The organism is Mesorhizobium sp. M8A.F.Ca.ET.165.01.1.1, from assembly GCF_004792065.1.
In the GTDB taxonomy this organism is placed as follows: Bacteria; Pseudomonadota; Alphaproteobacteria; order Rhizobiales; family Rhizobiaceae; genus Mesorhizobium.
Genome location: NZ_SRTH01000032.1, coordinates 1 through 26,841, shown reverse-complemented (window position 1 = coordinate 26,841; position 26,841 = coordinate 1). Strand labels below are relative to the sequence as shown.

23 protein-coding genes and 1 pseudogene are annotated in these 26,841 nt (G+C 63.9%); 13 read left to right on the top strand and 11 right to left on the bottom strand.

Annotation, left to right across the window (positions count from 1 at the left end; translation table 11 throughout):
* Nucleotides 1-231: 231 nt before the first annotated feature.
* Nucleotides 232-702: a VOC family protein gene (locus EN808_RS34820; RefSeq protein WP_127873579.1), complete on the bottom strand. Its 471-nt coding sequence runs from the start codon at nucleotides 700-702 to the stop codon at nucleotides 232-234.
* A gap of 268 nt (nucleotides 703-970) precedes the next feature.
* Between EN808_RS34820 and ilvD the strand changes: the two genes are divergently transcribed.
* On the top strand, nucleotides 971-2,815 hold the full coding sequence (ilvD, locus tag EN808_RS34815) for a dihydroxy-acid dehydratase (RefSeq protein ID WP_135918180.1): 1,845 nt from the start codon (nucleotides 971-973) through the stop codon (nucleotides 2,813-2,815).
* 158 nt (nucleotides 2,816-2,973) lie between these two features.
* Here ilvD and EN808_RS34810 read toward each other — a convergent pair whose 3' ends face one another.
* Nucleotides 2,974-4,728, bottom strand: a complete 1,755-nt coding sequence (locus EN808_RS34810; RefSeq protein WP_135918179.1) for an ABC transporter ATP-binding protein — start codon at nucleotides 4,726-4,728, stop codon at nucleotides 2,974-2,976.
* 152 nt (nucleotides 4,729-4,880) lie between these two features.
* Between EN808_RS34810 and EN808_RS34805 the strand changes: the two genes are divergently transcribed.
* Nucleotides 4,881-6,161 (top strand): amidohydrolase family protein, encoded by a 1,281-nt coding sequence (locus EN808_RS34805; protein WP_135882959.1) that lies wholly within the window; start codon nucleotides 4,881-4,883, stop codon nucleotides 6,159-6,161.
* Nucleotides 6,162-6,269: 108 nt separating this feature from the next.
* Nucleotides 6,270-7,193 (top strand): DMT family transporter, encoded by a 924-nt coding sequence (locus EN808_RS34800; protein WP_135862255.1) that lies wholly within the window; start codon nucleotides 6,270-6,272, stop codon nucleotides 7,191-7,193.
* Between the two features lie 18 nt (nucleotides 7,194-7,211).
* Here the strand turns inward: EN808_RS34800 and EN808_RS34795 are convergent, their stop codons facing one another.
* Nucleotides 7,212-8,114 carry a phosphotransferase family protein gene (locus tag EN808_RS34795; protein ID WP_135918178.1) on the bottom strand — a complete coding sequence of 301 codons (903 nt, stop codon included), beginning with the start codon at nucleotides 8,112-8,114 and terminating at the stop codon, nucleotides 7,212-7,214.
* Nucleotides 8,115-8,209: 95 nt separating this feature from the next.
* On the opposite strand from EN808_RS34795, the gene EN808_RS34790 reads away from it, so the two are divergent.
* On the top strand, nucleotides 8,210-8,842 hold the full coding sequence (locus tag EN808_RS34790) for a class I SAM-dependent methyltransferase (protein WP_135918177.1): 633 nt from the start codon (nucleotides 8,210-8,212) through the stop codon (nucleotides 8,840-8,842).
* Here the strand turns inward: EN808_RS34790 and EN808_RS34785 are convergent.
* Nucleotides 8,839-11,280: an FAD-dependent oxidoreductase gene (locus tag EN808_RS34785; RefSeq protein WP_135918176.1), complete on the bottom strand. Its 2,442-nt coding sequence runs from the start codon at nucleotides 11,278-11,280 to the stop codon at nucleotides 8,839-8,841. The two genes, EN808_RS34790 and EN808_RS34785, sit on opposite strands and share 4 nt — an antisense overlap.
* Nucleotides 11,277-12,164 (bottom strand): phosphotransferase family protein, encoded by an 888-nt coding sequence (locus EN808_RS34780; protein ID WP_127280249.1) that lies wholly within the window; start codon nucleotides 12,162-12,164, stop codon nucleotides 11,277-11,279. The genes EN808_RS34785 and EN808_RS34780 overlap by 4 nt, the downstream gene beginning before the upstream one ends.
* 420 nt (nucleotides 12,165-12,584) lie before the next feature.
* On the opposite strand from EN808_RS34780, the gene EN808_RS34775 reads away from it, so the two are divergent.
* On the top strand, nucleotides 12,585-13,361 hold the full coding sequence (locus EN808_RS34775) for a DeoR/GlpR family DNA-binding transcription regulator (protein WP_135882955.1): 777 nt from the start codon (nucleotides 12,585-12,587) through the stop codon (nucleotides 13,359-13,361).
* Here EN808_RS34775 and EN808_RS34770 read toward each other — a convergent pair.
* From EN808_RS34770 to EN808_RS34755, 4 genes are all read right to left on the bottom strand, one after another.
* Nucleotides 13,358-14,257, bottom strand: a complete 900-nt coding sequence (locus EN808_RS34770; protein ID WP_127280251.1) for an NAD(P)/FAD-dependent oxidoreductase — start codon at nucleotides 14,255-14,257, stop codon at nucleotides 13,358-13,360. The genes EN808_RS34775 and EN808_RS34770 overlap by 4 nt on opposite strands.
* Nucleotides 14,247-14,696 (bottom strand): Rrf2 family transcriptional regulator, encoded by a 450-nt coding sequence (locus EN808_RS34765; RefSeq protein WP_127873574.1) that lies wholly within the window; start codon nucleotides 14,694-14,696, stop codon nucleotides 14,247-14,249. The genes EN808_RS34770 and EN808_RS34765 overlap by 11 nt, the downstream gene beginning before the upstream one ends.
* Before the next feature lie 69 nt (nucleotides 14,697-14,765).
* Nucleotides 14,766-16,127 (bottom strand): HAMP domain-containing sensor histidine kinase, encoded by a 1,362-nt coding sequence (locus EN808_RS34760; protein WP_127873573.1) that lies wholly within the window; start codon nucleotides 16,125-16,127, stop codon nucleotides 14,766-14,768.
* Nucleotides 16,128-16,137: 10 nt separating this feature from the next.
* The gene (locus tag EN808_RS34755) at nucleotides 16,138-16,812 is read right to left on the bottom strand and encodes a response regulator transcription factor (protein WP_127873572.1); all 675 of its coding nucleotides are present in this window, start codon (nucleotides 16,810-16,812) and stop codon (nucleotides 16,138-16,140) included.
* A gap of 303 nt (nucleotides 16,813-17,115) precedes the next feature.
* Here EN808_RS34755 and EN808_RS34750 point away from each other — a divergent pair, with 303 nt between their 5' ends.
* The 8 genes from EN808_RS34750 (at nucleotide 17,116) to EN808_RS34710 (ending at nucleotide 25,425) form a co-directional block, all read left to right on the top strand.
* A complete protein-coding gene (locus tag EN808_RS34750) occupies nucleotides 17,116-17,715 on the top strand; it encodes an rRNA adenine N-6-methyltransferase family protein (protein WP_127873580.1) in 600 nt (199 codons plus the stop codon).
* Complete coding sequence (locus tag EN808_RS34745; RefSeq protein ID WP_135882950.1) at nucleotides 17,712-18,329, top strand: DedA family protein; 618 nt, start codon at nucleotides 17,712-17,714, stop codon at nucleotides 18,327-18,329. Before EN808_RS34750 ends, EN808_RS34745 begins: the two co-directional genes overlap by 4 nt.
* A gap of 73 nt (nucleotides 18,330-18,402) precedes the next feature.
* Nucleotides 18,403-19,314 carry a LysR substrate-binding domain-containing protein gene (locus EN808_RS34740; protein WP_127280134.1) on the top strand — a complete coding sequence of 304 codons (912 nt, stop codon included), beginning with the start codon at nucleotides 18,403-18,405 and terminating at the stop codon, nucleotides 19,312-19,314.
* A gap of 211 nt (nucleotides 19,315-19,525) precedes the next feature.
* The gene (locus tag EN808_RS34735; RefSeq protein WP_135862241.1) at nucleotides 19,526-20,680 is read left to right on the top strand and encodes an ABC transporter substrate-binding protein; all 1,155 of its coding nucleotides are present in this window, start codon (nucleotides 19,526-19,528) and stop codon (nucleotides 20,678-20,680) included.
* Nucleotides 20,681-20,880: 200 nt separating this feature from the next.
* On the top strand, nucleotides 20,881-21,879 hold the full coding sequence (locus tag EN808_RS34730; protein ID WP_127873568.1) for an ABC transporter ATP-binding protein: 999 nt from the start codon (nucleotides 20,881-20,883) through the stop codon (nucleotides 21,877-21,879).
* A gap of 249 nt (nucleotides 21,880-22,128) precedes the next feature.
* Entirely contained in the window at nucleotides 22,129-23,094 is a 966-nt protein-coding gene (locus EN808_RS34720; protein ID WP_135918175.1) for an ABC transporter permease, read from the top strand.
* Nucleotides 23,084-23,899, top strand: coding sequence for an ABC transporter permease (locus EN808_RS34715; protein WP_135918174.1), 816 nt, complete (start codon nucleotides 23,084-23,086; stop codon nucleotides 23,897-23,899). The genes EN808_RS34720 and EN808_RS34715 overlap by 11 nt, the downstream gene beginning before the upstream one ends.
* A gap of 98 nt (nucleotides 23,900-23,997) precedes the next feature.
* Nucleotides 23,998-25,425, top strand: coding sequence for a gamma-aminobutyraldehyde dehydrogenase (locus tag EN808_RS34710; protein WP_135918173.1), 1,428 nt, complete (start codon nucleotides 23,998-24,000; stop codon nucleotides 25,423-25,425).
* Between the two features lie 236 nt (nucleotides 25,426-25,661).
* Here the strand turns inward: EN808_RS34710 and EN808_RS34705 are convergent, their stop codons facing one another.
* Together EN808_RS34705 and EN808_RS37490 are read right to left on the bottom strand one after the other, a co-directional pair.
* Nucleotides 25,662-26,618 carry an IS5 family transposase gene (locus EN808_RS34705; RefSeq protein WP_135867835.1) on the bottom strand — a complete coding sequence of 319 codons (957 nt, stop codon included), beginning with the start codon at nucleotides 26,616-26,618 and terminating at the stop codon, nucleotides 25,662-25,664.
* A gap of 117 nt (nucleotides 26,619-26,735) precedes the next feature.
* Nucleotides 26,736-26,841 (bottom strand): annotated as a pseudogene (locus EN808_RS37490) (IS110 family transposase); the annotation flags it as partial.

Below are 26,841 nucleotides of genomic sequence, written 5' to 3'. Positions count from 1 at the left end.
CCCAGCTCATCCACGGTTTAAGCCACCTGAGGGGTGACGGGCTCTCGACCGCCGCCACGGATCAGGCAAGCACCTGGTCCGTGGCACCCTCAACAATGCACGATTCCAAACACACAAGGGGTGTTCCAGGGAACGCCAACGTCTCACTCCGCTGGAACACCCCTCATCCGTCTCGGCGCTATCGCGCCGATCCACCTTCTCCCACAAGGGGAGAAGGCAAGATCGCGCTTCTCACCCCTTCGCCGCCGCCTCCAATTTGGCGATGTCGATCTTGCCCATCTGCATCATCGCCGACATCACCCGGCCGGCCTTGGCCCTGTCCGGGTCCTGAAGCAGCCTGGGCAGTTGCTCCGGCACGACCTGCCAGGAGACACCGAACTTGTCTTTCAGCCAGCTGCATTGCGACGGTTCGCCACCGCCTTCGATGAGCCTGTCCCAGAAATAATCGACCTCTTCCTGCGTCTTGCAGTCGATCGACTGCGACATTGCCTCGTTGAACTTGAATTGCGGTCCGCCGTTGAGCGCCTGGAACTGCACGCCGTCGAGTTCGAACGTGGTCACCAGCGCCTTGCCTTCATTTGCATGACCCTCTGGCCAGCGCATCACGCTCAGCACCTTCGAGTTCTTGAAAATGGAGACGTAGAAATTCATCGCCTCTTCGGCCTGGTCGTCGAACCACAGGCAGGTGGTGATCTTTTGCATGTCGCGCTCCTCGGTTGCTTCTTGCTGCTACGGTGAAACGGCTGGCTCCGGGAATGGTGCCATTCCCTTGCCGTTGAACCAAGGACGGGCGTCCGGCGCGCGATCCGACAGGGCATGCAATTTTTTTGCAGACGCCGATTTTCGGTAAGACTCTGGCGCATTGCAAAAATGTGGCCAGACCATACTTGCCGGTCTATAAACCCTGCGATCAAAATTCAGCGCCGCCACGCTCCTCACCGAGCGCAGCCAAGCCAGCCAAGGAAAATTCATGCCCGCCTATCGTTCCCGCACCACCACCCATGGCCGCAACATGGCCGGCGCCCGCGGCCTGTGGCGCGCCACCGGCATGAAGGACAGTGATTTCGGCAAGCCGATCATCGCGGTGGTTAACTCTTTCACCCAGTTCGTGCCTGGCCATGTCCATCTGAAGGACCTTGGCCAGCTCGTCGCGCGTGAGATCGAGAAGGCCGGCGGTGTTGCCAAGGAATTCAACACCATCGCCGTCGATGACGGCATCGCCATGGGCCATGACGGCATGCTCTATTCGCTGCCGTCGCGCGAACTGATCGCCGATTCCGTCGAATACATGGTCAACGCCCATTGCGCCGACGCCATGGTCTGCATCTCCAACTGCGACAAGATCACCCCCGGCATGCTGATGGCCTCGCTGCGCCTCAACATCCCGACCGTCTTCGTCTCCGGCGGACCGATGGAAGCCGGCAAGGTCGTGCTGGCCGGCAAGACCCAGGCGCTCGACCTTGTCGACGCCATGGTCGCGGCCGCCGACGACAAGATCTCTGACGAGGACGTCAAGGTCATCGAGCGCTCGGCCTGTCCGACCTGCGGTTCGTGCTCCGGCATGTTCACCGCCAATTCGATGAATTGTTTGACCGAGGCGCTGGGGCTTTCGCTGCCCGGCAACGGCTCGACACTGGCCACGCATGCCGACCGCAAGCGGCTGTTCGTCGAGGCCGGCCATCTCGTCGTCGATCTCGCCCAGCGCTATTACGAACAGGATGACGAGAGCGCATTGCCGCGCAGCATCGCTTCCAAGGGCGCCTTCGAGAACGCCATGACGCTTGACATCGCCATGGGCGGCTCGACCAACACCGTGCTGCACATCCTGGCCGCCGCGCATGAGGGCGAGGTCGACTTCACCATGGAAGACATCGACCGGCTGTCGCGGCGCGTGCCGGTGCTGTGCAAGGTGGCGCCGGCCAAGTCGGACGTGCACATGGAAGACGTCCACCGCGCCGGCGGCATCATGGCCATCCTCGGCCAACTCGACGAGGCCGGACTGATCAACCGCGACCTGCCGACGGTGCACACCGCCAGCCTCGGCGAAGCGCTCGACCATTGGGATATTTCGCGCACCTCGAGCCAGAATGTGCGCGACTTCTTCCTCGCCGCTCCCGGCGGCGTGCCGACGCAGGTCGCCTTCAGCCAGGACCGCCGTTGGGACGAGCTCGACACGAACCGCGAGACCGGCGTCATCCGCTCGGCGAAGACGCCATTCTCCAAGGACGGCGGCCTTGCCGTACTGAAAGGCAATCTGGCGCTCGACGGCTGCATCGTGAAGACGGCCGGTGTCGACGAGTCGATCCTGAAATTCACCGGTCCGGCTCGCGTCTTCGAAAGCCAGGACGCCAGCGTCAAGGCGATCCTCGCCAATGAGATCAAGGCCGGCGATGTCGTCGTCATCCGCTATGAGGGCCCGCGCGGCGGCCCCGGCATGCAGGAGATGCTCTACCCGACCAGCTATCTGAAGTCGAAGGGCCTGGGCAAGGCCTGCGCGCTGGTCACCGACGGACGCTTCTCCGGCGGCACGTCGGGCCTGTCAATCGGCCATGCTTCGCCGGAAGCGGCGGAAGGCGGGCTGATCGGGCTGGTGCAGGAAGGCGACACGATCGAGATCGACATCCCCAACCGCACCATCCGCCTGGCTGTCAGCGACGCCGAACTCGACGCGCGCCGTGCGGCGATGGAGGCCAAGGGCGCGAACGCCTGGAAGCCGGAGGAAAAGCGCAAGCGCAAGGTGACGACCGCGCTGCGCGCCTACGCCGCCTTCGCCACCAGCGCTGACAAGGGCGCGGTGAGGCACGTGCCGGAGTAAGGTTCGCGCCGGCCCCCTCATCCAGCCGCTTGCGCGGCCACCTTCTCCCCGTTGGGGAGAGAGGCTGACGCCCGCGTTGACGACCTCTTCTCCCCTCGGGGAGAAGGTGGCCCGGAGGGCCGGATGAGGGGGTCTGGCACCTACATTCGAAGGCACCCTCACGGCATCAGCTGATATTCATAAAGCTTCTGGTAAAGCCCGCCCTGCTTGAGCAGGGCACGATGCGCCCCGCTTTCCACCACCTTGCCGGCTTCCAGCACCACGATCGTGTCGGCCTGGTGCACGGTGGACAGGCGGTGCGCGATGACGATCGTGGTGCGCCCTTCCGTCAGTTGTTGCAGCGCGTCGCGGAACAGCGCCTCCGACTCCGCGTCGAGCGCGCTGGTCGCTTCGTCCAGCAGCAGGATTTCGGCGTTGCGCAGCATGGCACGCGCGATGGAAATGCGCTGGCGCTGGCCGCCTGACAAAAGGCCGCCATTCTCGCCGACATCGGTTTCGTAGCCTTTCGGCTGCGCGACGATGAAGTCATGCGCGTTGGCCGCCTTGGCCGCGGCGATCACCTCGTCGTCGGTGGCGCCCTCGCGCCCAAGACGGATGTTATGCATGATCGTGCCGGCAAACAGGAACGTGTCCTGGCTGACATAGGCGATCTTTTCCCTGAGCGAGGCCAGCGTGGCATGGGAAATATCCTGGCCATCGAGCAGCACCCTGCCGCTCTTGGGGTCATACATGCGCATGATCAGGTTGAGGATCGTCGACTTGCCGCCGCCGGAAGGCCCGACCAGCGCCGTCATCTTGCCGGCCTCAAGGGTCAGGTCGAACCCTTCCAGCACCGGCGGGCCGTTCTGATAGGCGAAGCTGACGGCGTCGAACCGTATCTCGCCGGGCCCGGCTCGCAGCGGCTTGGCATCCGGCTTCTCCGCCAGCGTCAGCGGCTGGTCGGCGAGTTCGAACATCATGCGCACGCCGACAATGCCGCTTTCCAGCGATACCCGCACACGCGCAAGGCGCTTTGCCGGCTCATAAGCAAATAGGAGCGCTCCGATGAAGGTCATGATGTCTCCGGGCATCTGGCCGCCCTGCAAGACCAGGAAGCCGCTGACGAAGATGGCCCCGGAAATTGCCATTCCGGCCAGCGTCTCCATCACCGGGCTTGTCGCCGCCTCCAGCGCAGCGATGTTGTTGGCTCGGGTCTCGACATCGGACACCGCCTTGTACATGCGATTGCGCATTGAGCCTTCAAGATTGAAGGATTTGACCACGCGCACGCCGATCGCGGTTTCCTGCATCACCTGGACAATCTGGCCGACAGAGCGGAACTCCATCGCGGCAATCTTGCGGACGCGCTTCAGGATGCGGTTGACGCCATAGATGGCGAGAGGCCCGACGACGAAGCAGATCAGCGACAGCGCCGGCTGCTTCCAGACCATGACCGCCACCAGGGCAATCAACGTCACCAGATCGCGCACGTAGGATGTGACGACGAGGTCGAGCACATTACGCGCCGCCTGTGCATTGTTGGTCATGCGGGTGATGAGGTCGGATGACGAGGTCGAGTGGTAGAATTCGATGCCTTGCGCCAGGATGCGGTCGTAGATCTTGCGCTGCCGGTCGGCGATGATGGCGTTGCCCACCCGGCTCATGAAATACGCCTGGACGAAGTTGGCGATGCCCTTGGCGATGAAAATCGCGGCGACCGCCAAAGCAATCCAGTTAACGCGCTCGACTCTTTTGTAGATCACGAACTCATTGGTGATCACGCTAAGGATCCAGGCGCTGGCGGCGGTCGTGCCAGCGACCACCAACATCGACAGGATGGCGGCGGCGTAGCCGGCCCGGTGCTGCCGGAACGATTCCCTGAGCAGCCTTGCGACGAGGCGCTGGTTTTCCGTCGAACGGAAGAAACGAAACAACGGCTGATCCTTGATGCCGGGATGACGAAGGCGGCTTATAGAGGGAGTTGCCGCCGGAGGGAACCTTTCGCGACCATGGAAAGAAACCCGCTGCGGCAGGCTGTCTTTTGAGACACGATGCGACTGTGATTCTTCAAGCGGGATGATGAGAAATGGATTTCGACCTAATCGTTCGTGGCGGCACGCTGCCGGATGGCGGCATCGCCGACATCGGCATCAGCGGCGAGACGATCGCGGCGATCGAGCCGAAGCTCGAGGGTTCCGCGCGGACCGAGGTCGACGCCCGTGGCAATCTGGTGTCGCCGCCCTTCGTCGATCCGCATTTCCATATGGACGCCACGCTGTCCTACGGCATACCGCGCATCAACGCATCGGGCACGCTGCTTGAAGGCATCGCGCTGTGGGGCGAACTGAAGCCGCTTTTGACGCACGAAGCGGTGCGCGACCGGGCGCTCGCCTATTGCGACTGGGCGGTGTCGATGGGGCTGCTCGCCATCCGTACCCATGTCGATGTCTGCGACGACCGGCTGCTGGCCGTCGAGGCCCTGCTCGACGTCAAGAAGACCGTCGCCCCCTATATCGACCTGCAATTGGTGGCCTTCCCGCAGGACGGCTTCTATCGCTCGCCGACGGCGCGCCAAAACACCATTCGCGCGCTGGACATGGGCGTCGATATCGTCGGCGGCATTCCGCATTTCGAGCGCACCATGGCCGACGGCACGCGCTCGGTGACCGAACTGTGCGAAATCGCGGCAGAGCGCGGCCTGATGGTCGACCTGCATTGCGACGAGACCGACGATCCCCTGTCGCGCCACATCGAGCAGCTGGCCTATGAAACGCAGCGGCTCGGCCTGCAGGGCAGGGTGGCCGGCTCGCATCTCACTTCGATGCATTCGATGGACAATTACTATGTCTCGAAGCTTCTGCCGCTGATCGTCGAGGCCGGCGTTTCCGCGATCCCCAATCCCTTGATCAACATCATGCTGCAGGGCCGCCATGACACCTTTCCCAAGCGGCGCGGCATGACGCGGGTCAAGGAAATGCTGGCGCTCGGCATCCGTGTCGGCTGGGGTCAGGATTGCGTGCTCGATCCCTGGTATTCGCTGGGCACCGCCGACATGCTCGACGTCGCCTTCATGGGCCTGCATGTCGCCCAGATGTCGAGCCCCGCCGACATGGCGCGCTGCTTCGACATGGTCACCAACGTCAACGCCGCGATCATGGGCCTCGATCATCTCGGTCTGGAGGTCGGCAAGCGCGCCAGCCTGGTGATCCTCGATGCCGGCAATCCGATCGAAGCGCTGCGCCTGCGCGCCGAGCGCATCTGCGTCATCGCCAAGGGCAAGGTGGTGGCGGAAAGGACAAGGCAGGATACCAGGCTGTCCATTCCCGGCAGGCCTGGTCAGGTGAACCGCAGACATATATCCACCTAGATACAGCCGATTCCCGACGCTGGTCTTACTCATTTCCTGATTTCTCCTCGTCAAAGCCACCGCTTCCGTCTACGACGCGGCCCAGGCGAGGGAGGAATCGGGGTCGGCATGACGCAACCCGTGGCGCGGAATTCCCCAATCAGGAATGTTCTCCTGGCCGGCATCCTGCTGATGCTGGCCGGCGACTTCCTGTTTGCGCTGAACGACGCAATGGGCAAGTGGCTGGTCGCCAGCTTTTCCGTCGGCCAGGTGGTGCTGATCCGTTCGATCGGCGCCTTTATCGTGCTCGGCCCGATGATCGCCAACCAGGGCGCCGGCAGACTGTTCCAGATGGAGCGGCCCGGGCTGCAGATCCTGCGCGTGGTTGCGACTACGCTCGACACCGCTTTGTTCTACGCCGCCGTCGTCTATCTGCCGCTTGCCGATGTGATGAGCTTCTACATGGCCGGGCCGATCTATGTGGCGGCGCTGTCGCATTTCCTGCTTGGCGAAAAGGTCGGCTGGCGCCGCTGGGTGGCGATCCTGCTCGGCTTCTGCGGCGTGGTGATCATGCTGAAGCCATCCTCCGCCGCGTTTTCGCTGTCGTCGAGTTTCGCGCTTGTCGGCAGCCTCGCCTTCGCCTTCGCAATCATCCTCAACCGGCGCCTGCGCGGCACCAGCGACACCAATCTGGTGACATGGCAGACGATCGGCACGCTGGCGGTTGGCGGCGTGCTGACCATTGGCGCCTGGAAGACGCCGTCGCCGCTCGATCTCGGCGCCATGCTGCTGCTCGGCATCGTCTCCTGCGGCGCGCATCTGATGATCACGCGGGCGCTGAAACTGGCGCCGGCCTCGACGCTGGCGCCGCTGCACTACACGCTGCTCCTGTGGGCGGTGGTGTTCGGGCTGGCATTCTTCGGCGACGTGCCCAGCCCGCGCATCCTGACCGGCTCGGGCATCATCGTTCTCGCCGGCCTGTTCATCTTCCACCGCCAGAAGGTGGTCGATACCACGGTGCCGCCGGAGAACGTGCCGAAGGGTGTCAACTAAAGCCCGGATTTCGGGTGACTAGCCCTGGCGTATCGCCGCAAGGTGCCTGGAAAACTCTGGCGTCTCCATCAGCGCCTTGCAGCGCGCGAAGCGGCCGTCGGCATAGGCGCGGAAATCGTCCACCGGATTGTTGTTGGCGAGCTGGATCAGCCCCCACAGCGTCCACAACAGGTCGCACATAGCCTTGTAGATGGCGACGCGGCCGCGCTCCGCCGGCTTCGCCTCGCCGCCGAAATAGGCGCGCATCAACTCCTCGTCCTGGGCGACGTCGAACTTGCCTTCCACGCTGAGATCGCCGAGGTCCCAGAGCGGATCGTTCATCCCGGAATATTCCCAGTCGACGATCCACATCCGCTCGCCCGTATCGAGGAAGTTTTCGCACAGCGGGTCGCAATGGCAGGCGACGAGAGGCAAGGGGCGGACGGCCAAGGCCTCGCGCACGCCGCCGGCCTCGCGCACCACGTCGTGATAGCCGGCGGGCAGGGCGACATCCCTGGTCGACAGCACCTTGAGATAGTCGTCGATCATCGAAAACAGCTCGAAGCGGAAGGGGAAGACCGCGCCGGACGCGTGCAGCTTGCGGAAGGCCTCGGCCGCCCGGGCCGGACTGCCCTGCCGGTCCCTGAATTTCTCCGGGGACATCGTCTCGGCACCGGCGATGTAGCGCGTCACCATGACTCCAGTACCGGGATCGACATGCAGCACCTCGGGGCTAACGCCGGCTCTTGCCGCCTCGCGCGCGGCAACCGCTTCGTTGGCGCGGTTGATGTATTCCTCGGTGCCTTTGCCTGGAATGCGCAGGCAGTAATCGCCGGCCCTGAAGACGAGATTGGTCAGGCCGCCGAGCCGTTCCAGCGGCCCGGTGTAGCCGGCCAGCACCGGAATGGCGGCAAGTCTTGCCCGCGCCTCGTCTGTCCCCATGCCTGCGTTCCCACGCGTTATTTCTTCGCTGCAACGGTTCCACAATTTTCGCCGTTTGGCTATCATTCCGGCAAGACGAAGGAGTTGGAGGGCACGTGGCGGACAGCAAACATCATGGCGCGCTCGGCGAAGTCTACGCGGCCAAGCGCCCGGAAGAGGTGGCGGCACTTTATGATCGCTGGTCGCAGACCTACGACGCCGACATGTCGGCGGCCGGTTACCGCCACCCGACGATCTGCCTGGCTTTGCTTGCCCGTCATCTGCCGCGCGGTTCGGCCCCGTTGCTCGACGCCGGGGCAGGGACCGGGCTGATCGGCGAATGGCTCGACATTGCCGGCTATCCCCAGGTCGAGGCGCTGGATATCTCGCAAGGCATGCTGGATCAGGCCGCACGCAAGGGTGTCTATTCGGCGCTGCATTGCCTGGCGCTCGGCGGCGCCTTGCCTTTTACCGACGACGCCTATGCCGGCATCATCTCGGCCGGCGTCTTCACCTCGGGTCATGTCGGCGCCGAGGGCTTGGACGAATTGATCCGCATCTGCCGGCCGGGTGGGGTGATCGTGCTGACGGTCAAGAACACGCTATGGGATCAGGGCTTTGCCGCGCGCATCGCCGAACTCGAAGCGCAAGGCCTCGTCACCCGCGCCGAGGAAACCCGCCCTTACGTCTCCATGCCTGGCGAGGCCGATACCGTGCCCAGTCGTGGCCTCGCCTTGCGCGTAAGCTAAGCCTTCACGCGCTCCATTGCCGGGTCGTATAGTGGCTCGAGATGGATATTCGCCGGCGTCCGCTGCATCGCGACCACCAGTTCATAGCTGCCCGAGGCGAGGAAATCATCGCTCACCCCGTCGGCGCTGCGCACATAGCCATAGCCGATATTCTTGCCCACCGTGTAGCCATGGCCGCCGCTGGTAAGATAGCCGACTGGCTCGCCGTCGCGCAGAATGGTTTCGCGGCCGAGCAGCACGATCTCCGGATCGTCGACCGTGAAGCCGGCAAAGCGCTTCTTCAGGGACGCGCCGCCAACCTTCTCGAGTGCACGCCGTCCGACGAAGTCGGTGTTCTTCCTGAGCTTGACCGCCCAGCCGAGCCCGGCCTCCAGCGGTGTGTCGTTGGGCGTGATGTCGGAGCCCCAGGCGCGATAGCCCTTTTCCAGCCGCAGCGATTCCAGCGCGCGGTAGCCGACCGGCCGGATGTCGTGCTCTTTGCCGGCCGCCATCAGCGCGTCGAAGACTTCGCCGGTGGCGGCGATCGGCACGTGCAGCTCCCAGCCCAGTTCGCCGACATAGGTGACGCGCAGCGCCCGCACCGTGTGACCGGCGATGACGATCTCCCTGATATGGCCGAACGGGAAGCTGGCATTCGACACATCGCTCCCGGTCACCGCCGAAAGCACGTCGCGGGCACGCGGCCCCATCAGCGACAGCGTGCCGAAATCCTCGGTGACGTCGGTCAGCCTGGCATCGAGGCCCTCGCCAATATGATCGCTGATCCACGAGGCGTCATGAGTGCGGAAACCGGTGCCGGTGACGATGTAGAATTTCTCCTCGGCAAGCCGCGACACGGTCAGGTCGGCCTCGATGCCGCCGCGCGTGTTGAGAAGTTGCGTGTAGGTCAGCCGGCCGACCGGCTTGCTGACGTCGTTGGCGCAGATCCAGTCCAGCGCCTTCGCCGCGTCGGGGCCGCTCAGCTCGTACTTGGCGAAGGACGACTGGTCGAAGATGCCGACATGTTCGCGCACATGCCGGTGCTCGTCGCCGACGGCAGCAAACCAGTTCTGCCGGCCCATCGAATAGACGTCCTTTGGCTCGACGCTCTCCGGCGCGAACCAGTTCGGTCGCTCCCAGCCGAGCTTCGAGCCGAACACGGCGCGCTGCCGTTTCAACCGCTCATACAGCGGCGAGACGATGCGCGGCCGGCCGCTGGCATACTCCTCGTGCGGAAAGCCGATCGTGTAATGCTTGCCATAGGCTTCCAGCGTGCGCTCGCACACCCAGTGCCGGTCGCGGTGCAGGTTGGAAAAGCGCCTGATGTCGACCACCCACAGGTCGAGCGGCGCCTCGCCGTCGACCACCCATTGCGCCAGCACCCAGCCGGCGCCGCCGCCCGAGGCGATGCCGAAGGCGTTGAAGCCGGCGCCGACGAACATGTTGGCGCATTCGGGCGCTACGCCGAGGATGAAATTGCCGTCCGGCGTGAAGCTTTCCGGCCCGTTGATCATCTGCTTGACGCCAACGGTTTCCAGCGCCGGCACCCGCGCGATCGCCTGAATCAAGTGCTGCTCGAAATGATCGTAGTCGTCGTCGAACAGCCGGAACTCCCAGTCATTGGGCACCTCCCCTGTCGTCCATGCCTGTGGGTTAGGCTCATAGCCGCCCATCACCAGGCCGCCGACCTCCTCCTTGAAATAGGTGCGCCGATCGGGGTCGCGCAGCGTCGGCGCGTCGGTTGCCAGCCCCGCGATCTTCTCGGTGACGATGTACTGGTGTTTCACCGGCTGCAGCGGCACGTTGATGCCGGCCATGGCCCCGACTTGCCGTGCCCATTGTCCGGCGCAGTTCACCACCTTGTCACAGGCAATGTCGCCCTGGTCGGTCTTCACCGCCGTGATGCGGTCGCCCTTCATCTCGAAGCCGGTGACGCGCACGTCCTCATAGAGCTTGGCGCCATGCATGCGCGCGCCCTTGGCCAGCGACTGCGTGATGTCGGAAGGGCTCGCCTGGCCGTCGGTCGGCAGCCAGGAAGCGCCGACCAGATCGCCGGTCTCCATCAGCGGCCACATCGCCTTGACCTCCGCCGGAGACAGCAAGTGCATGTCCATGCCGAAGCTCTTCGCTGTCGTCGCCAGCCTTTTGTACTCGGTCCAGCGGTCGGCATTGGTGGCGAGCCGCAGGCAGCCGGTCATCTTCCAGCCGGTGGCGAGCCCGGTCTCGGCCTCCAGTCCCTTGTAAAGGTCGACGGAGTATTTCAGCACTCGCGTGATCGAGGCCGAAGAGCGCAATTGCCCCACCAGCCCGGCGGCATGCCAGGTCGAGCCCGAGGTCAGCTTGCCCTGTTCGAGCAGCACCACGTCGACCTTGTGGTCGCGCGCAAGATGATAGGCCGTCGAACAGCCGATGATGCCGCCGCCAATGACGACGACCGCGGCCTGGCTAGGCAAGGTCATGATTTCAGGATCCCGTATTTTGTCCGGTAGTTTTCCAGCGCCGCGTCGAGCCGCACCAGGTTTTCCTCGGTGTAGGCGACGTAGTCGATGCCGGGCGCGTCGAGATAGAGCTCCGACACCATGCTCCACATCGCCTCGCGCAGCAGCGAGGCGCATTGCATGGCGGCGTGCGAGCGGCGGATCGCCTCGTCCGGCTCCTTCATGAAATAGGCGGTCAGGAAGGCGAAGGATTCCGCGTCGCTCATGCCGGCGTTCGAGGCGACGCCGGCAAGGTCGAACATGGCAGTATTGAAGCCGGCATATTCGAAATCGATCAGCCACAGCCTGCTGCCGTCGTCGAGAATATTGGCCGGCAAGAGATCATTGTGGCCAAAGACGATCGGCAGCAGTTTCTGCGCACGCTCCAGTTCGTCGGCCAGCGCTAGGAAGCGTGGCAGGTCACCGCGCTTGCGGCTGCCCCCTTCGTCAAGCGTGCGCGCATAGTCGCGGATGACGTGGAACACCCAGAACATGAAGCCGGCGCCGGAGATATGGTTGGGCATCTCCCGGTGAAAGCCGCGCATCAGCGCCGCGACGCGGCCGAGATTGGCGCGCACGTCCTCGGCCAGATAGGTTTTGGCGCCAAGAAACGCCGTTACCAGGATTCCTGGTTCGGCATAATGGACCGCCGGCGCGAAGCCGGCGGCGTGAGCCGCCCGTGCGGTCATCACCTCGCGTTCGCGGAAGACATGGTGGAACGGATAGTCCTGGCCGAAGCGCACCACATGTTTGCCGGCCGTGTCGGTGACCACATAATTGGCATTGCTCAAGCCGCCGGGCAGCGGCGCGATCTCGATGGCGCCCGTCCAGCAGGGCAGGGCGCGGATGCGGTCTTCGGCAATCACGGAATCATCCCTGGTTTGCTGACCTGGTTTGCTGGGCTTCGACACGGCGCCACGGGCAGCGCAACCACGGCGGAGGGAAGTGCAAACAATCTCGTCGGTGCGGGACGCCAGGATTGGTATCCCGCACCGCACCGACGAGCCCCTTGGCCAGGTTTTTGAACCCGGCATCCGCCCCCGCGGATCTGAAAATTCCTTGCGCCAGGCACGTTACAGGCTGCCTGGTCAGTGAGTTGCGGCCCTGCCAATTACCCTCCCGCGCAGCTCCGAACCCCTGTTGAGGTTGGATTTCACGCCAGGGTTGCCCTTCTGTCAATAAAAAGATGTGACTTTTTTTGGGTATTTTGCCCGAAAGCAATGGGCAATTCCTTTAAAAACGTTAGGAATGCCCTAGAATCGGGCAATTTTCCGGGGCGCGCGCATATGATCCACTCGAAACGGCATGGCGAAATCCTGCGACTGCTGCAGGAAGAGGGAACCGTCACCATCGCCAGCCTGGCCGACCGGTTGGGCGTGTCGCTCGAAACCGTGCGCCGTGACGTCAAGCCGCTCACCAGCGACGGCTCGGTTCTGAAGATGCATGGCGCCATCGGTCTGCCGTCGATGATCGGCGAAGCGCCGTTCGAACGGCGCATGCGTGAGCATGCCGACGCCAAGCGCAGCATTGCCCGCGCGGTCGCGGCCACCATCCGTGACGGCGAATCGATCATGCTCGACACCGGCACCACGACGTCGTTCCTGGCGCGCGAACTGCTCGGCCACCGGCGCCTGACGGTCGTCACCAACTCGTCCGATATCGCCCGTACGCTGGCCACCATCAACGGCAACAAGGTCTATATGGCCGGCGGCGAGTTGCGCAGCGATTCAGGCGCCGCGTTCGGGACGTCGGCCATCGAGTTCGTCAGCCGCTTCTCGGTCAGCCACGCCATTATCTCCATCGGCGCCGTGGATGCGCTGACGGGCGTCATGGACTACGATCTGGAAGAGGCGGAATTCGCCCGCATGGTGCTGTCGCGCGGCCAGCGTTCTCTGGTCATCACCGACCACACGAAGTTCGGCCGCCAGGGTCTGGTTCAGGTCTGTGGCTTCGACGGCTTTTCCGAGCTCGCCACCGACCGCGCGCCGCCGCATGACATTGCCGCCGCGCTCGCACAGGCCGGCGCGCGGCTCAGCATCGCCCGCGGCGAAGCCGGAATTTAGCCGAACACCAAGGATTGATGGGCGCACACGCCCGCGAAAGTGCCACCCGACACGGCGAAGGCGATGTTATGCATCGCGCGTGCCGCGTCTCCGGCGGCATACACGCTGGGTATCGTCGTCTGCTGCCTGTCATCGACTGATATCATCGGGCCAAGCAGGCCGTCCTTGAAGTCGCAACCGAGCTGTTCTGCCAGCGGGCTCGCCATCGTGTTGCGGGGCGCGGTGAACATCGCCTTGACGCCCGCCTTTCGGCCGCCGTCGAGGTGGACAACCAATCCGCCGGCGCCGTCTTCCCCGAGTTCGCTGACCGGCGCGGGCTCAAAGCTGACATTCTTGCCCTCCAGGGCAAGCATCTCCTCGGCGTCGGGCTCGATCAGGCCGTTGCCGAACAGCGTGACGTCACCCCAGTCGGAAATCAGCTGGGCCTGATGTATGGACATCGGACCGGTCGCGAGCACGCCAAGCGGCCCGCCGGAAACCTCGTAGCCATGGCAATAGGGACAGTGCAGCACGGTCCTACCCCATTGTCCGGCGAGCCCGGGAACCTCCGGCAGGATGTCGCGAACGCCGGTGGCAAGCACCAGCCGGGCGGCGCCGAATGTGTCGCCGCCATCGACGGCGATTTCGAAATCGCTTGTGCTGTTGGCAATGGCTTTGTCCGCACGTGCGGTGACAAGCCTGGCCGTCGGATAGGCAAGCAATTGCCGCCTTGCATCGTCGAGGATCGCGCCGGGCGTTCGCCCGTCCTGGCCGAGGAAGCCGTGCGAATGCGTGGCGAAGCGGTTGCGTGGCTGGCCGGCGTCGATCACCAGCACGTTGCGCCGCGCCCGCGCCGCCTGGATGGCGGCGGACAGGCCGGCGAAGCTGCCGCCGACGACGGCAAGATCATACTGCATGGCTGGAGACTCCAATGAGGGCGTAACGGCGGCGGAAATCGGCGGTCAGGTCGGCCAGCGTGATGCGGCTGAGCTTCTCCGCCAGCAGCTTCTCGGCCGCGACGCGAAAATCGTCGAGAACGGCGATCACCGCTTGCTCGACCAGACAGCCTGGGCTTTCCGGCTCGGTGCTGAAGGGCAGCAGCGTCTCGCCAAGAGCCACGCTGATCTCGGCCAGTGAAATGTTTTCGGGCGCGCGCCCGAGCAGCCAGCCGCCGCCATGCCCGCGCGACGAGGTGACGATGCCGGCATCGCGCAAGCCGCCAATGGTCCGGCGCACCACCACCGGATTGGTGTGGATGAAGGTGGCAAGCTGCTCGGAGGTCAGCGCCTGTTCGGGCTTCTCCGCCATGTGGACGAGAATGTGCAGGGTGGAAGACAGGCGACTGTTGCGTTTCATGTAACTTAATTAGTTACGATTCTTCGCGATGTCAAACACGCGAAGGTCGCTTAATGATTTACGGCGACGCTATGCCGGCAAAGCGCGAAAACTCATCCTGAAGCAGGCGCCGCTCGGTTTGCCGTCAAGGATCTCGATGCGGCCGCCATGGAGATGCATGATTTCCTGCACGAGGTTGAGGCCGAGGCCGGCGCCGTGATCCTGCGGACGCAGCCGGTAGAAGGGCTCGAAAATGCGCTCCCGCTCGCCCGGCGGCACGCCGTCGCCTTCGTCCCGGACCTCGATGATGGCGGGCATTGTGACGCTGACGGTGATCTTGCCGGCGCGGCCGCCATGCTCGATGGCGTTCTGCACGATGTTGGTCACCGCGCGTTCGATCGCGGTGCGGTCGCCGGTGGCAAAAAGCGTGTCCCGTTCCGGCTCGAACGACATTTCGTAGCCGGCCGAGAACGCCATCGGCGCGAGGTCGACGATGACGCCGCGCGCGATCGCCACGAGGTCTACCTTTTCGAAGGCCGTTGTCTGCCGGTCGAGGCGCTGCAGGTCGAGCAGCTGGTCGGTCAGCGTCGAAAGCCGTGCCGCATCCTGCAGCAGCCTTGCCCGCTCCGGCGTCGCCGGCAGCGAGGCAAGGCGCGTGTTGAGGATGGCGACCGGTGTCCTGAGTTCATGGGCGGCGTCGGTCAGGAAGCGCTTGTGGCGTTCATAGCCCTTGTCCAGGCGCGCAAGGGCGGCGTTCACCGCCTTGACCAGCGGCGTCACTTCCTTTGGCACATCTTTCAGCGGCAGCTGCACGCCACGCTGGTCGATGTCGATGCGTTCGGCCTCTGCGGCCGCATGGCCAAGGCCTGACAGTGCGCCGCGCACCACCCATGGTGTCGCGACCAGCGTGGCCAACGCCATCAGCCCGGCGAGCGGCAATATGCCTTGCAGGAAGAATTGCGGCGCCCGGCCGAGCAGGCGCAGCAGCGAAAGCCCGCCCTTGGTGCCGCTGAAGATCTGGACATTGCCGGCCGCCGTATCGGTCCAGCGGATCTTTCCCTCCGGCGGCGCGGCTTGTCCGATTGCGTGGTCGATACGGGCGTCGCTGATAGTGTCCAGCAGTCCGACAAAGGGCTGGAAAATGGCCGGCACCCTGCCTTCTTCCAGTCGCTGCCCTTGCTTGTCGCGGATGATGAACCAGAGGTCCGGAACGTTCGAGCGCAGCTTTGCCATATCTGGCGTCTCGGTGATGACAAGCTTGCCGCCGGCATCGCGTGTCACTGCATCCGCCAGCACGTCCATTGTACCGTCCTCGTAGTCATGCGGGATAAGGCCGGTGGCCAGCATGGCGCCGAGAATGCCGACGATGATCAGCGTCAGCATCGCGCATTGCAGCAAGGCGATACGCAGCACCAGGCTCCATTTGAGCGAACGCGGGCGCTTGAGGCTCATAGCTCGGCGCTCATGTCGTTTCGCGCAGGAGATAGCCGACGCCGCGAATGCCATTGATCGTCACGCCGGCATCGGCATCGGCGAGTTTGCGGCGCAGGCGCGAGACGTGGGTGTCGAGCGCGTTGGACTGGATCTCGTCGTCGAGGCCGAACACCGCCTCCATCAGCGCCTCGCGCTGCACCATGCGGCCGGTCCGGCGCATCAGCGCCTCCAGCACCAGGAGTTCGCGCCGCGGCAGGCTGAGCGGTTCGGCACGGATCGACGTTTCGCGATGCCCGACGTCGAGCACCAGGTCGCCGGCGCGGATGAATTGCGACTGCATCGGTGCCGGGCGCCTGAGCAGCGCGCGCAACCGGGCAAGCAATTCCTCGAAGGCGAATGGTTTTGCCAGATAGTCGTCCGCGCCCATGTCCAGCCCATCGACCTTGTCCGCTGTGTCGCCTCTCGCCGTCAGCATCAGCACTGGCGTGGTGTTCTTGGCCGAACGCAATCTGGGCACCAGCGACAGCCCGTCGCCATCCGGCAACTGGCGGTCGAGCAGGATCGCGTCGTAGCTGTCGGCGGCGACGAAGCCTTCGGCTTCGATGAGCGTGCCGGCATGATCGACCACCATGTCGTGGCGCTTCAGCGCGGCACGTAAGGCAGAGACCATTTCGGGCTCGTCCTCGACCAGCAAGATTCGCATCGACAGTTCTCCAGCAACGGCAACAGCTTCGGGCGCTACCGCGCCAACATTGCGCAAACATGGCAAAGCCGAACGGCCCGGGGTCGACAGGCGCTTTCTTTGGCTCTCCGAGATTGCGCAATGTCTATGCAACCCAGTCGCGGCAAACAGCGCCGGTCGGCACGAATCGCCCATGCCGGCGTGAAGGCGTCGGGCCCGAATATGCAACAGGTCGGGCCCGACGTTGAAGCGAAATGACGCTGAAGCGAAATCAGGTGGCACACCAGACTGGTTGGCGTGCTGTTGTCTCGGATTGAGGTTACCATGCCCGCAAATGATGCTCTGTCTTTTCTCATGGCGTGGACCGTCGCGCCGTTCAGGGTCGGCTCCGTCACGCCGTCCAGCTCCAGCCTGGCGGCATTGATGACCCGTGACATCGGACCTGAGACAGGCCCCGTGCTGGAGCTCGGTCCAGGAACAGGTCCTTTCACACGGGCGCTGCTGTCGCGCGGGGTGAAGGAGGAGGATCTGACGCTGATCGAGTCCGATCCGGATTTCGCCGCGCTGCTCATGCGTCGTTTTCCTGCCGCCCGGATTTTTGAAATGGATGCTGTCGGCCTGCGCCATCTGTCGCTCTTCCACCGGCCGGTGATTGGCGCTGCCGTCAGCGGCTTGCCTTTCCGGCTGATTTCGCCGCGGAAGACGCTCGCCATTCTCGAAGGTGTTTTCGCGAACCTTCGTCCCGGCGGAGCCCTCTATCAGTTCACGCTCGGACGGCGCTGTCCGTTCGACCAGTCGCTGCTCGACCGGCTCGATCTTGAGGTCACGCGGGTTGGTCATACGTTCCGCAATTTCCCGCCGGCGACGGTCTATCGCATCGCCAGAATCAAGGCAGCCGGAACCTATGACTGGCGCTTCGCATGACGGGACCATTGTCGGTCATTCTCGGCTTCGGCCTGTTCGGCGTCTTTTGCCTTGCCTTCACCGAGAAGATCCTGCCGGTTCCGCCCTCGCACGTGTTGCTGCTGTTTCTCGGCATGACGGCGGCGCCTGACGGTGCGACGCTGGCGATCCTGTTGGCGGTGACGACTTCCGCCTCCTTCGCCGGCTGCCTTGTCTGGTATGGGGTCGGCCGCCGGATCGGGTTCGACCGTGCCGACAGGCTGATCGGACGAGCCGGCAGATATGTCTTCCTGCGCCCCGAAACCTATCGCAAGCTTGGCCAGGCCTATCGCCGCAATCATGTCAGGGTATCCTTGCTGGCGCAGTTCATCCCGACCGTGCGCAATTACCTGCCGATCGCAGCTGGCGCGCTGTGTCTGCCTGCCTTGCCTTTCGCGGCCGCGACGCTGCTTGGCGCCACCATATGGAATGCGGGCTTTCTCCTGACCGGCTATCTCATGCACGGCAGCGGCCAGGATTCTTTCACGGTGGGCTTGCGCATCATCGTTATTGTCGTGGCGCTGGAGGCGGCCTTCATGCTTGCGTTGCGCTATGGCCCGACATGGCGACGCCGCATCAGGCTGATGCTCGGCTGAACGCGCCACCGGGTCATGGGATAAGCTCCGCGATCCGCTTTCCTTCGCTTGCCTGCCGGTGTTTAGTCCGGCCATGGCCTTCACCATCCGCCAGTTGCAGTTCTTCGTCGCCGTTGCCGAGCAAGGCACGGTGTCGCGCGCGGCGCAAAACCTCTCCATCTCGCAATCGTCGGTCACCGAAGCGATCAAGGAACTTGAAAGCGATCTCGGCGTCGAACTGTTCGAGCGCCATCCGCGCGGCCTCAATATCACCCACAAGGGCCACCAGTTCCTGCGTCACGCGACAAAGATCCTCGCCGACGTGTCCGACGCCCGCCGCTCTTTTTCCGGCGAACAGGCCGTGGCGGGAGGCCGGCTGCAGCTCGGCGTCACCTCGCTGGTCGCCGGCTATGTGCTGTCGGATCTGCTTTCCCGCTACCGCCGCGCCTATCCCGGCGTCGAGGTGTCGGCCATTGAGGACAATGGCGACTACCTCGAACATTTGCTGATCGGCGGCAAGCTCGACATTGCCGTCATGGTCACCTCCAATTTGCGCGACCGCACTGCCCTGCAATCGGAAATCCTCGAAGTCTCGGCCTATCGGCTGTGGCTGCCGCTCGGCCATCCCTTGGCTGGCGCCGACATCATCGGCATCGGCGATATCGCCTCCGAACCGCTGATCATGCTCACCGTCGACGAGATCGAGGAGAACACCGGCAAGCTGCTGACGGCGATCGGCGCCAGGCCGCATGTCGCCTTCCGCACCCGTTCCGTGGAAGCCGTGCGCAGCCTCGTCGCCACCGGCGCCGGCGTGGCGCTGCTGCCCGATCTCGTCTACCGGCCCTGGTCGCTGGAAGGCGACCGCATCGAATCGCGCGACATTTCCGGTGCCTTGCCGGTGGTGCAGGTCGGCATGGTCTGGCGGCGCGGCTCCAGCCTGCCGCAGGCGGCGCGCGACTTCATCGGGCTTGCCCAGTCGCAACGGACGGTCCGCCAGCGGACCTGATTCGCGGCGATCTATCGGAAAAACCGATATCACCCTTCTGACAAATGAATTTGCGAAACCGGTATTTTCCAAGCACCTTCGGTTCAGCGACCAAAGCCGCCATCAGAGCGGCATCAGTCCATTGGACGAACTGGCACGTTTTTCAGTCCGCGCGTGATCTGGCGAAAACCGGAGCGGTTTCAGGGTCACGCGCCAAAATGGGAGATCGATGATGAATTCATTCCTGAAGTCATGCACTGCGCTGACGGTCGCGCTGACCTTCTCCGGTCAGGCGGTTGCCCAGGTCAAGGAACTGGGCAAGGGGGAAGGCCAGGTCAACATCGTTGCCTGGCCGGGCTATATCGAGCGCGGCGAGACCGACAAGGGCTATGACTGGGTCACCGCCTTCGAGAAGGAGAGTGGCTGCAAGGTCAACGTCAAGACCGCCAACACATCCGATGAGATGGTGTCGCTGATGAACGAGGGCGGCTTCGACCTCGTCACCGCTTCAGGCGATGCCTCGCTGCGCCTCGTCGCCGGCAAGCGCGTGCAGCCGATCAACACCGATCTCATCGCGAGCTGGAAGACGGTCGACGACCGGCTGAAGGACGCGCCCTGGTTCACCGTCGACAAAGTGCATTACGGCGTTCCCTACCAGTGGGGTCCGAACATCCTGATGTACAACACCGAGGTGTTCAAGGAAGCGCCGAAGAGCTGGAATGTTGTTTTCGAGGAAATGAAGCTGCCGGATGGCAAGTCCAACAAGGGCCGTGTCCAGGCCTATGACGGACCGATCCACATCGCCGATGCCGCCAACTACCTGATGTTCCACAAGCCGGAACTCGGCATCAAGGATCCCTACGAATTGAACGAGGACCAGTACAAGGCGGCGCTCGAATTGCTGCGCGTCCAGCGCACGCTGGTCGGCCGCTACTGGCATGACGCCGCCATCCAGGTCGACGATTTCCAGAACGAAGGCGTGGTTGCTTCGGGCTCGTGGCCATACCAGGTCAACACGCTGGTCGCCGCCAAGAAGCCGGTCGCCTCGACCGTGCCGGAAGAAGGCGTCACCGGCTGGGCCGACACCACCATGATGGAAGCCGACGCGGCGCACCCGAACTGCGCCTATATGTGGCTCGAGCATTCGCTGGCGCCGAAGGTGCAGGGCGATGTCTCGGCCTGGTTCGGCTCGCTGCCGGTCGTGCCCGCCGCCTGCAAGGGCAACGAGTTGCTCGGCGAGGAAGGCTGCAAGACCAACGGCTACGACAATTTCGACAAGATCAAGTTCTGGAAGACGCCGGTCTCGAAATGCGTCACCCAGAATGATCAGTGCGTGCCTTACTATCGCTGGGTGTCGGATTATATCGGCGTCATCGGCGGACGGTGATTTTCGCCGCGCATCTATTGATAAGTTGACGCTGCCCCTCACCCTTACCCTCTCCCCGTGAAGAACGGGGAGAGGGGACCGTCAGCGTTGAAGCGCGTCCCTTCTCCCCGTCTCTATTACGGGGAGAAGGTGCCGGCAGGCGGATGAGGGGCAGCGCCAACGCCCGAGATTTTGACGAGCCTGACAGATCAGGACACCCAATGACCCCAGCCGTTTCCTTTCAAAAAGTCTCGCGCCATTTCGGCAGTGTTCGCGCTGTCGACGCGGTCGACCTCGACATTGCGCCCGGCGAATTCTTCGCCATGCTGGGGCCATCGGGTTCGGGCAAGACGACGTGCCTGCGTCTCATCGCCGGCTTTGAGCAGCCGACGGCGGGTTCCATCTCGATCTTCGGCGAGCGCGCCGAGGGCGTGCCGCCCTATCGCCGCAACGTCAACACAGTGTTCCAGGACTATGCGCTGTTCCCGCACCTCAATGTGCTCGACAACGTCGCCTACGGACTGATGGTCAAGCGCGTCGGCAAGGCCGAGCGGCACAAGGCGGCGGAAGAAGCCTTGTCACTGGTGCGGCTGCCCGGCTACGGCGCGCGCCGGCCCGGCCAGCTCTCCGGCGGCCAGCGCCAGCGTGTCGCGCTGGCGCGTGCGCTGGTCAACCAGCCCAAGGTGCTGCTGCTCGACGAGCCGCTCGGCGCGCTCGACCTCAAACTGCGCGAAAACATGCAGGAGGAGCTGAAATCACTGCAGAAGGCGCTCGGCATCACCTTCGTCTTCGTCACCCACGACCAGGGCGAGGCGCTGTCGATGGCCGACCGCGTCGCCGTTTTCAATGACGGCAGGATCATGCAGATCGGCACGCCGGAAGACATCTATCAGCGCCCAAGCACGCGCTTCGTCGCCGATTTCGTCGGCTCGTCCAACGTGCTGCCGCCGGACTTCGTCCAGCGTTATTCCGGCCAGCACCGCTGGGGGAGTCTCAGGCCCGAATCCATTCGCGTAGGCCGCGCCGCGAGCGGCGAGGGCGTGGCCGCGCGTCTCGTCTCGACCAACTATCTCGGCGCCACCACCAGGCTGGCGCTCGATGCCGACGGGTTGAAGCTGCACGCCGTGGTGCCGGCAGGGACAGTGCTGCCTAGGGAAGGCGAGGCTGTTGTGCTCACCTTCAATCGCGAGCATCTGCATCTGATGGACGAGCCGGCATGATGAAGGTTTGCGCGATTAGAGTCTCCAGCGTGGCGCTCTACGGCGCCCCCCTCTGGCCTGCCGGCCATCTCCCCCACGAGGGGGAGATTGGATGTCGCGACTGCTTTCGCCAATCAGCAACGTTGCGGGAATGAGCGAGGCGCTGAAGCTGCCAATCTCCCCCCTCGTGGGGGAGATGTCCGGCAGGAGAGAGGGGGGCGTGAAGGATCGCTGCCTCTCCTATAAGCCCCACTGCCACAGGGTGGTCCCATGACCATCGCCGCCCTCAACGCCAATTCCGCACCCGCCATCCTGCCAGGCAACGGCGGCATGCGCGGTGCGCTGTCCGACCTTTTCTGGCACCGGCCGAAACTGCTTCTCCTGCTCATGCTGCTGCCGCCGGTTCTGTGGCTCGGCATCGTCTATATCGGCTCGCTGTTCGCGCTGTTGGCGCAGAGCTTCTTCTCCATCGACGAGTTCTCCGGCCTCATCAACCGGCAGTTCACGCTGAAGACCTATGGCGACCTGTTGCAGGCTGCCAATCTCGACATCATCCTGCGCACGGTGACGATGGCGGCACTGGTCACACTGGCCTCGGCCATCGTCGCCTTCCCCATCGCCTACTACGCCGCGCGTTACGCGCGCGGCCGCTGGAAGGCGCTGTTCTATCTCGGCGTCATGCTGCCGCTGTGGTCGAGCTATCTGGTCAAGATCTATGCCTGGAAGCTGATCCTGGCCAAGGAAGGCATTTTGACCTGGCTGCTCGCCAAGCTGCATCTGCTGTGGCTGCTCGATGGCTGGCTCTCGCTGCCCGTGGTCGGCGGCAATTCGCTGTCGGTGTCCTTTACCGGCACCTTCATCGTCTTCGTCTATGTCTGGCTGCCCTTCATGATCCTGCCGGTGCAGGCGGCCCTCGAGCGCGTGCCCGGCAATCTGGTCGAGGCCTCGTCCGATCTCGGCGCCTCGCCCGGCCAGACCTTCCGCAACGTGCTGTTCCCGCTGGCGCTGCCCGGCATCGTCGCCGGCTCGATCTTCACCTTCTCACTGACGCTGGGCGACTACATCATCCCGCAGATCATCGGCACCTCGCGCCTGTTCATCGGCCAGGCCGTCTATTCGCAGCAAGGTACCGCCGGCAACATCCCGCTCGCCGCCGCCTTCACCGTGGTGCCCATCGTCATCATGGGTTTCTACCTCTGGGGCGCCAAGCGCATGGGGGCCTTCGATGCGCTCTGACCGCGGCCAGTCGGCTCCCCTTGGCCTGAAGATCGCGGCCGCCTGCGGCCTGCTCTTCCTGCATCTGCCGATCCTCCTGATCTTCGTCTATGCCTTCACCACCGAGGAGAAGAGCTTCGTCTGGCCGCCGCCGGGCTTGACCACGCAATGGTTCGCCGTCACCTGGAACCGACCCGATGTCTGGGAAGCGCTGTCACTGTCGGTCCGCGTCGCCGCCATCTCGACCACGATTGCGCTGGTGCTCGGCACGCTGTGCGCCGCCGCAGTGTCGCGAACGAAATTCTTCGGCCGCGAAACCATCTCGCTGCTGGTCATCCTCCCGATCGCGCTGCCCGGCATCATCACCGGCATCGCGCTGCGCTCGGCCTTTGCGCTGGCCGACATTCCGTTCTCGTTCTGGACGATCGTGCTCGGCCACGCCACTTTCTGCGTGGTCGTGGTCTACAACAATGCGGTCGCCCGGTTCCGCCGCACCTCGGGTTCGATGATCGAAGCTTCGATGGATCTCGGCGCCGACGGCTTCCAGACCTTCAGGCATGTCGTGCTGCCCAACATCGCCACGGCACTGCTTGCCGGCGGTATGCTGGCCTTCGCGCTGTCCTTCGATGAGGTCATCGTCACCACCTTCACCGCCGGCCAGCAGCAGACCGTGCCGATCTGGATGCTGGAGGAACTGATCCGCCCGCGCCAGCGACCGGTCACCAATGTCGTGGCCATGGTCGTCGTGCTGGTGACACTGCTGCCGATCCTTCTTGCCTACTACCTGACCCGCGACGGCGACCAGATCGCCGGAAGCGGGAAATGAAAAAAAGCGAATAGGGAGTAGCGAGTAGCAAAAATCGACAGCCAAACCCTGCTCGCTATTCGCTACTCCTCATTCGCTCCTTCCAAGGGAGAAATCTGATGGACACCCAGATGCTGATCGGCTCGAAATTTGAAAAGGGCACCGAGACCGAAGAGGCGATCCTTAATCCGAAGACCGGGGCGACCATTCTCAACCTGCCGGAAGCCAGCCAGGCACAGATCGAGGCCGCTGTGGCGGCCGCCGAACAAGCGTTCGTCTTGTGGTCGCGCACCACGCCGGCGCAACGCTCCGGCTATCTGCTCAAAATTGCCGACCGCATCGAGGCCGAGGCCAGGGAGTTCGCCGCGCTCGAAGCGCTGAACTGCGGCAAGCCGATCAATGCCGTGCTCAATGACGAAATCCCGGCCATCGTCGACTGCTACCGCTTCTTCGCCGGCGCGGTGCGCTCCATGCCCGGCGTCGTCGCGGGCGAATATCTGCCGGGCCATACCTCGATGGTGCGGCGCGACGCGATCGGCATCGTCGCTTCGATTGCGCCGTGGAACTATCCGCTGATGATGATGGCCTGGAAGCTGGCGCCGGCGATTGCCGGCGGCAACACCGTGGTCTTCAAGCCGTCGGAACAGACACCGCTGACGACGTTGAAGCTGGCCAGGATTCTGGCCGACGTGCTTCCCGAGGGCGTCGTCAATGTCGTGCTTGGCCGGGGCGACAGCGTCGGCAACACGCTGATCAACCATCCCAAGGTCAATATGATCTCGATCACCGGCGACGTCGCCACCGGCAAGAAGGTGCTGCAGGCCGCGGCCAAATCGGTCAAGCGCACGCATCTGGAACTTGGCGGCAAGGCACCGGTCATCGTCTTCGACGACGCCGACCTTGGCGCCGTCGTCAACGGCCTGCGCGCCTTCGGCTACTACAATGCCGGCCAGGACTGCACAGCGGCCTGCCGCATCTATGCCGGCAAGAAAATCTACGACAAGCTCGTCGCCGACCTCTCCTCCGCCGTCTCGACCATCAGATACAACCAGCCCGACGACACCGAGAACGAGATCGGGCCGCTGATCTCGCGCCGCCAGCGCGACCGCGTATCGAGCTTCGTCGAGCGCGCTTCGGAACTGAAACACATCGAGATCACCACCGGCGGCAAGCCGGGCGAGGGCACCGGCTTCTACTACCAGCCGACAGTCGTCGCCGGCGCGCTGCAGGAAGACGAGATCGTGCGCCGCGAAGTGTTCGGCCCGGTCGTCTCGATCACTCGTTTCACGGATGTCGACGAGGCGGTGAACTGGGCCAACGACAGCGATTACGGCCTGGCCTCGTCGGTGTGGACGAAGGACGTCTCGCGTGCCATGGCGACAGCGGCACGCCTGCAATATGGCTGCACCTGGATCAACACCCACTTCATGCTGACCAACGAGATGCCGCATGGCGGCCTGAAACAGTCCGGCTACGGCAAGGACATGTCACTCTACGCGCTGGAGGACTACACCGCCGTGCGCCATGTGATGGTTGCGCATGGGTGAGGAGCGGTCCGCGCAGCGGACGAAAAGCCCCTAAATGGGCTTTTCGAGCGACGAACGCCCGGAGCCATAGCGAAGGGCCGGGCGGTCGCCACTTTCCCTTCTCCCCTTGTGGGGCTGTTGCGCAGTTAGCTGAGAGATTGCTGTGGGGAGCGGATCGCCGCTTTTTGAGCGGGAATGGGTTCTGGTTTGGAGTTTCAGGCGGCAATTCAGCCCATTGGGCTGGATTGCGGACGCACCTATGGCGTGATGGCAGCCCATCGGCGCATGTTGAAGGCGATCGCCGCCATCATCACCTGGGCCGTGGCCTTGGCCAGTCCGACATAGCGGATCATCGTCAGCCTCATGCGGTTCTTGAGTGTGGCGAAGGTGGTCTCCACTGCCGCCCGTCGCCTGGCAATCAGCTGGTTATAATGCTTGAGCCGCGCCGGCAGTGGGTGGTGCTTGTTGGGACGGCGTGCAATGCGCGGCCTCTTGCCTTCGGCCTTGAGCCGGGCACGGCGGGCATGCGTGTCGTAGGCAGCATCCGCCCATACCGTCTTCTCGTCGCCGCAGATCAAGCGATCGGCCACGACTGTGTCGTTGACGTTGGCCGCTGTCGTGATCACCGTGCGGATCAAACCAGAGCCTTCATCGACCCCGACATGGGCCTTGTAGCCGAAGGTGAAGCCCTTCTTACCCTGCCGTACGGTCGAACCGGCCTCTGCATCCTTCGAGGGCCGTTCGCCCGTCGGGGGCACCGAAACCGTATTGATCAGCGTGGCATCCAGCATCGTGCCGCGCTTGAGGATCACGCCGGCCTTCTCCAACTGCCGGTCCAGTTCGCCAAACAGCTTCTCCAGCAGCCCTTCACCGACAAGCAGGTTGCGAAACCGCGAAAGCACCGTGTGGTCGGGAATGCTCTCCTCAAGACCGAGCCCGACGAAGCGCCGGAACGACAGCCGGTCACCCAGCGCCTCCTCCAGTTCGCGATCCGACAGCCCGTAAAGCGATTGCAGCAGCAATGCCTTGAAAAGCAACAGCGGCGGCCAGGCGGCCCGACCAGGTCCCCCATCGCGCAACGGTGCCAGCAGCTTTTCGAAGCGGTACCACTTCACCAGGCCGGACAACCGGTCCAACGGCGAAGAACCGCCAGCCAGCCTGTTGCCCAGGAAAGCCTCCGCCAAGCTCAACTGACCCGTCTGCTTCACCGCCATTGCGATTCCCTCCGAGCTTTCATCTCAGCGAATCACAACCAGCCAATTACGCAACAGGTCCCTTGTGGGAGAAGGTGGCTTGTCGCGAAGCGGCAAGACGGATGAGCAACTGTGTTTTCAGGCTTTGTCTGGATACCAGGGTTGGTTGTGTCGAAGCATGGCGCTGAGGATGGTCATAATCTTTCGGGCCACGGCGACGATGGCGACCTTTGGTTGCTTACCG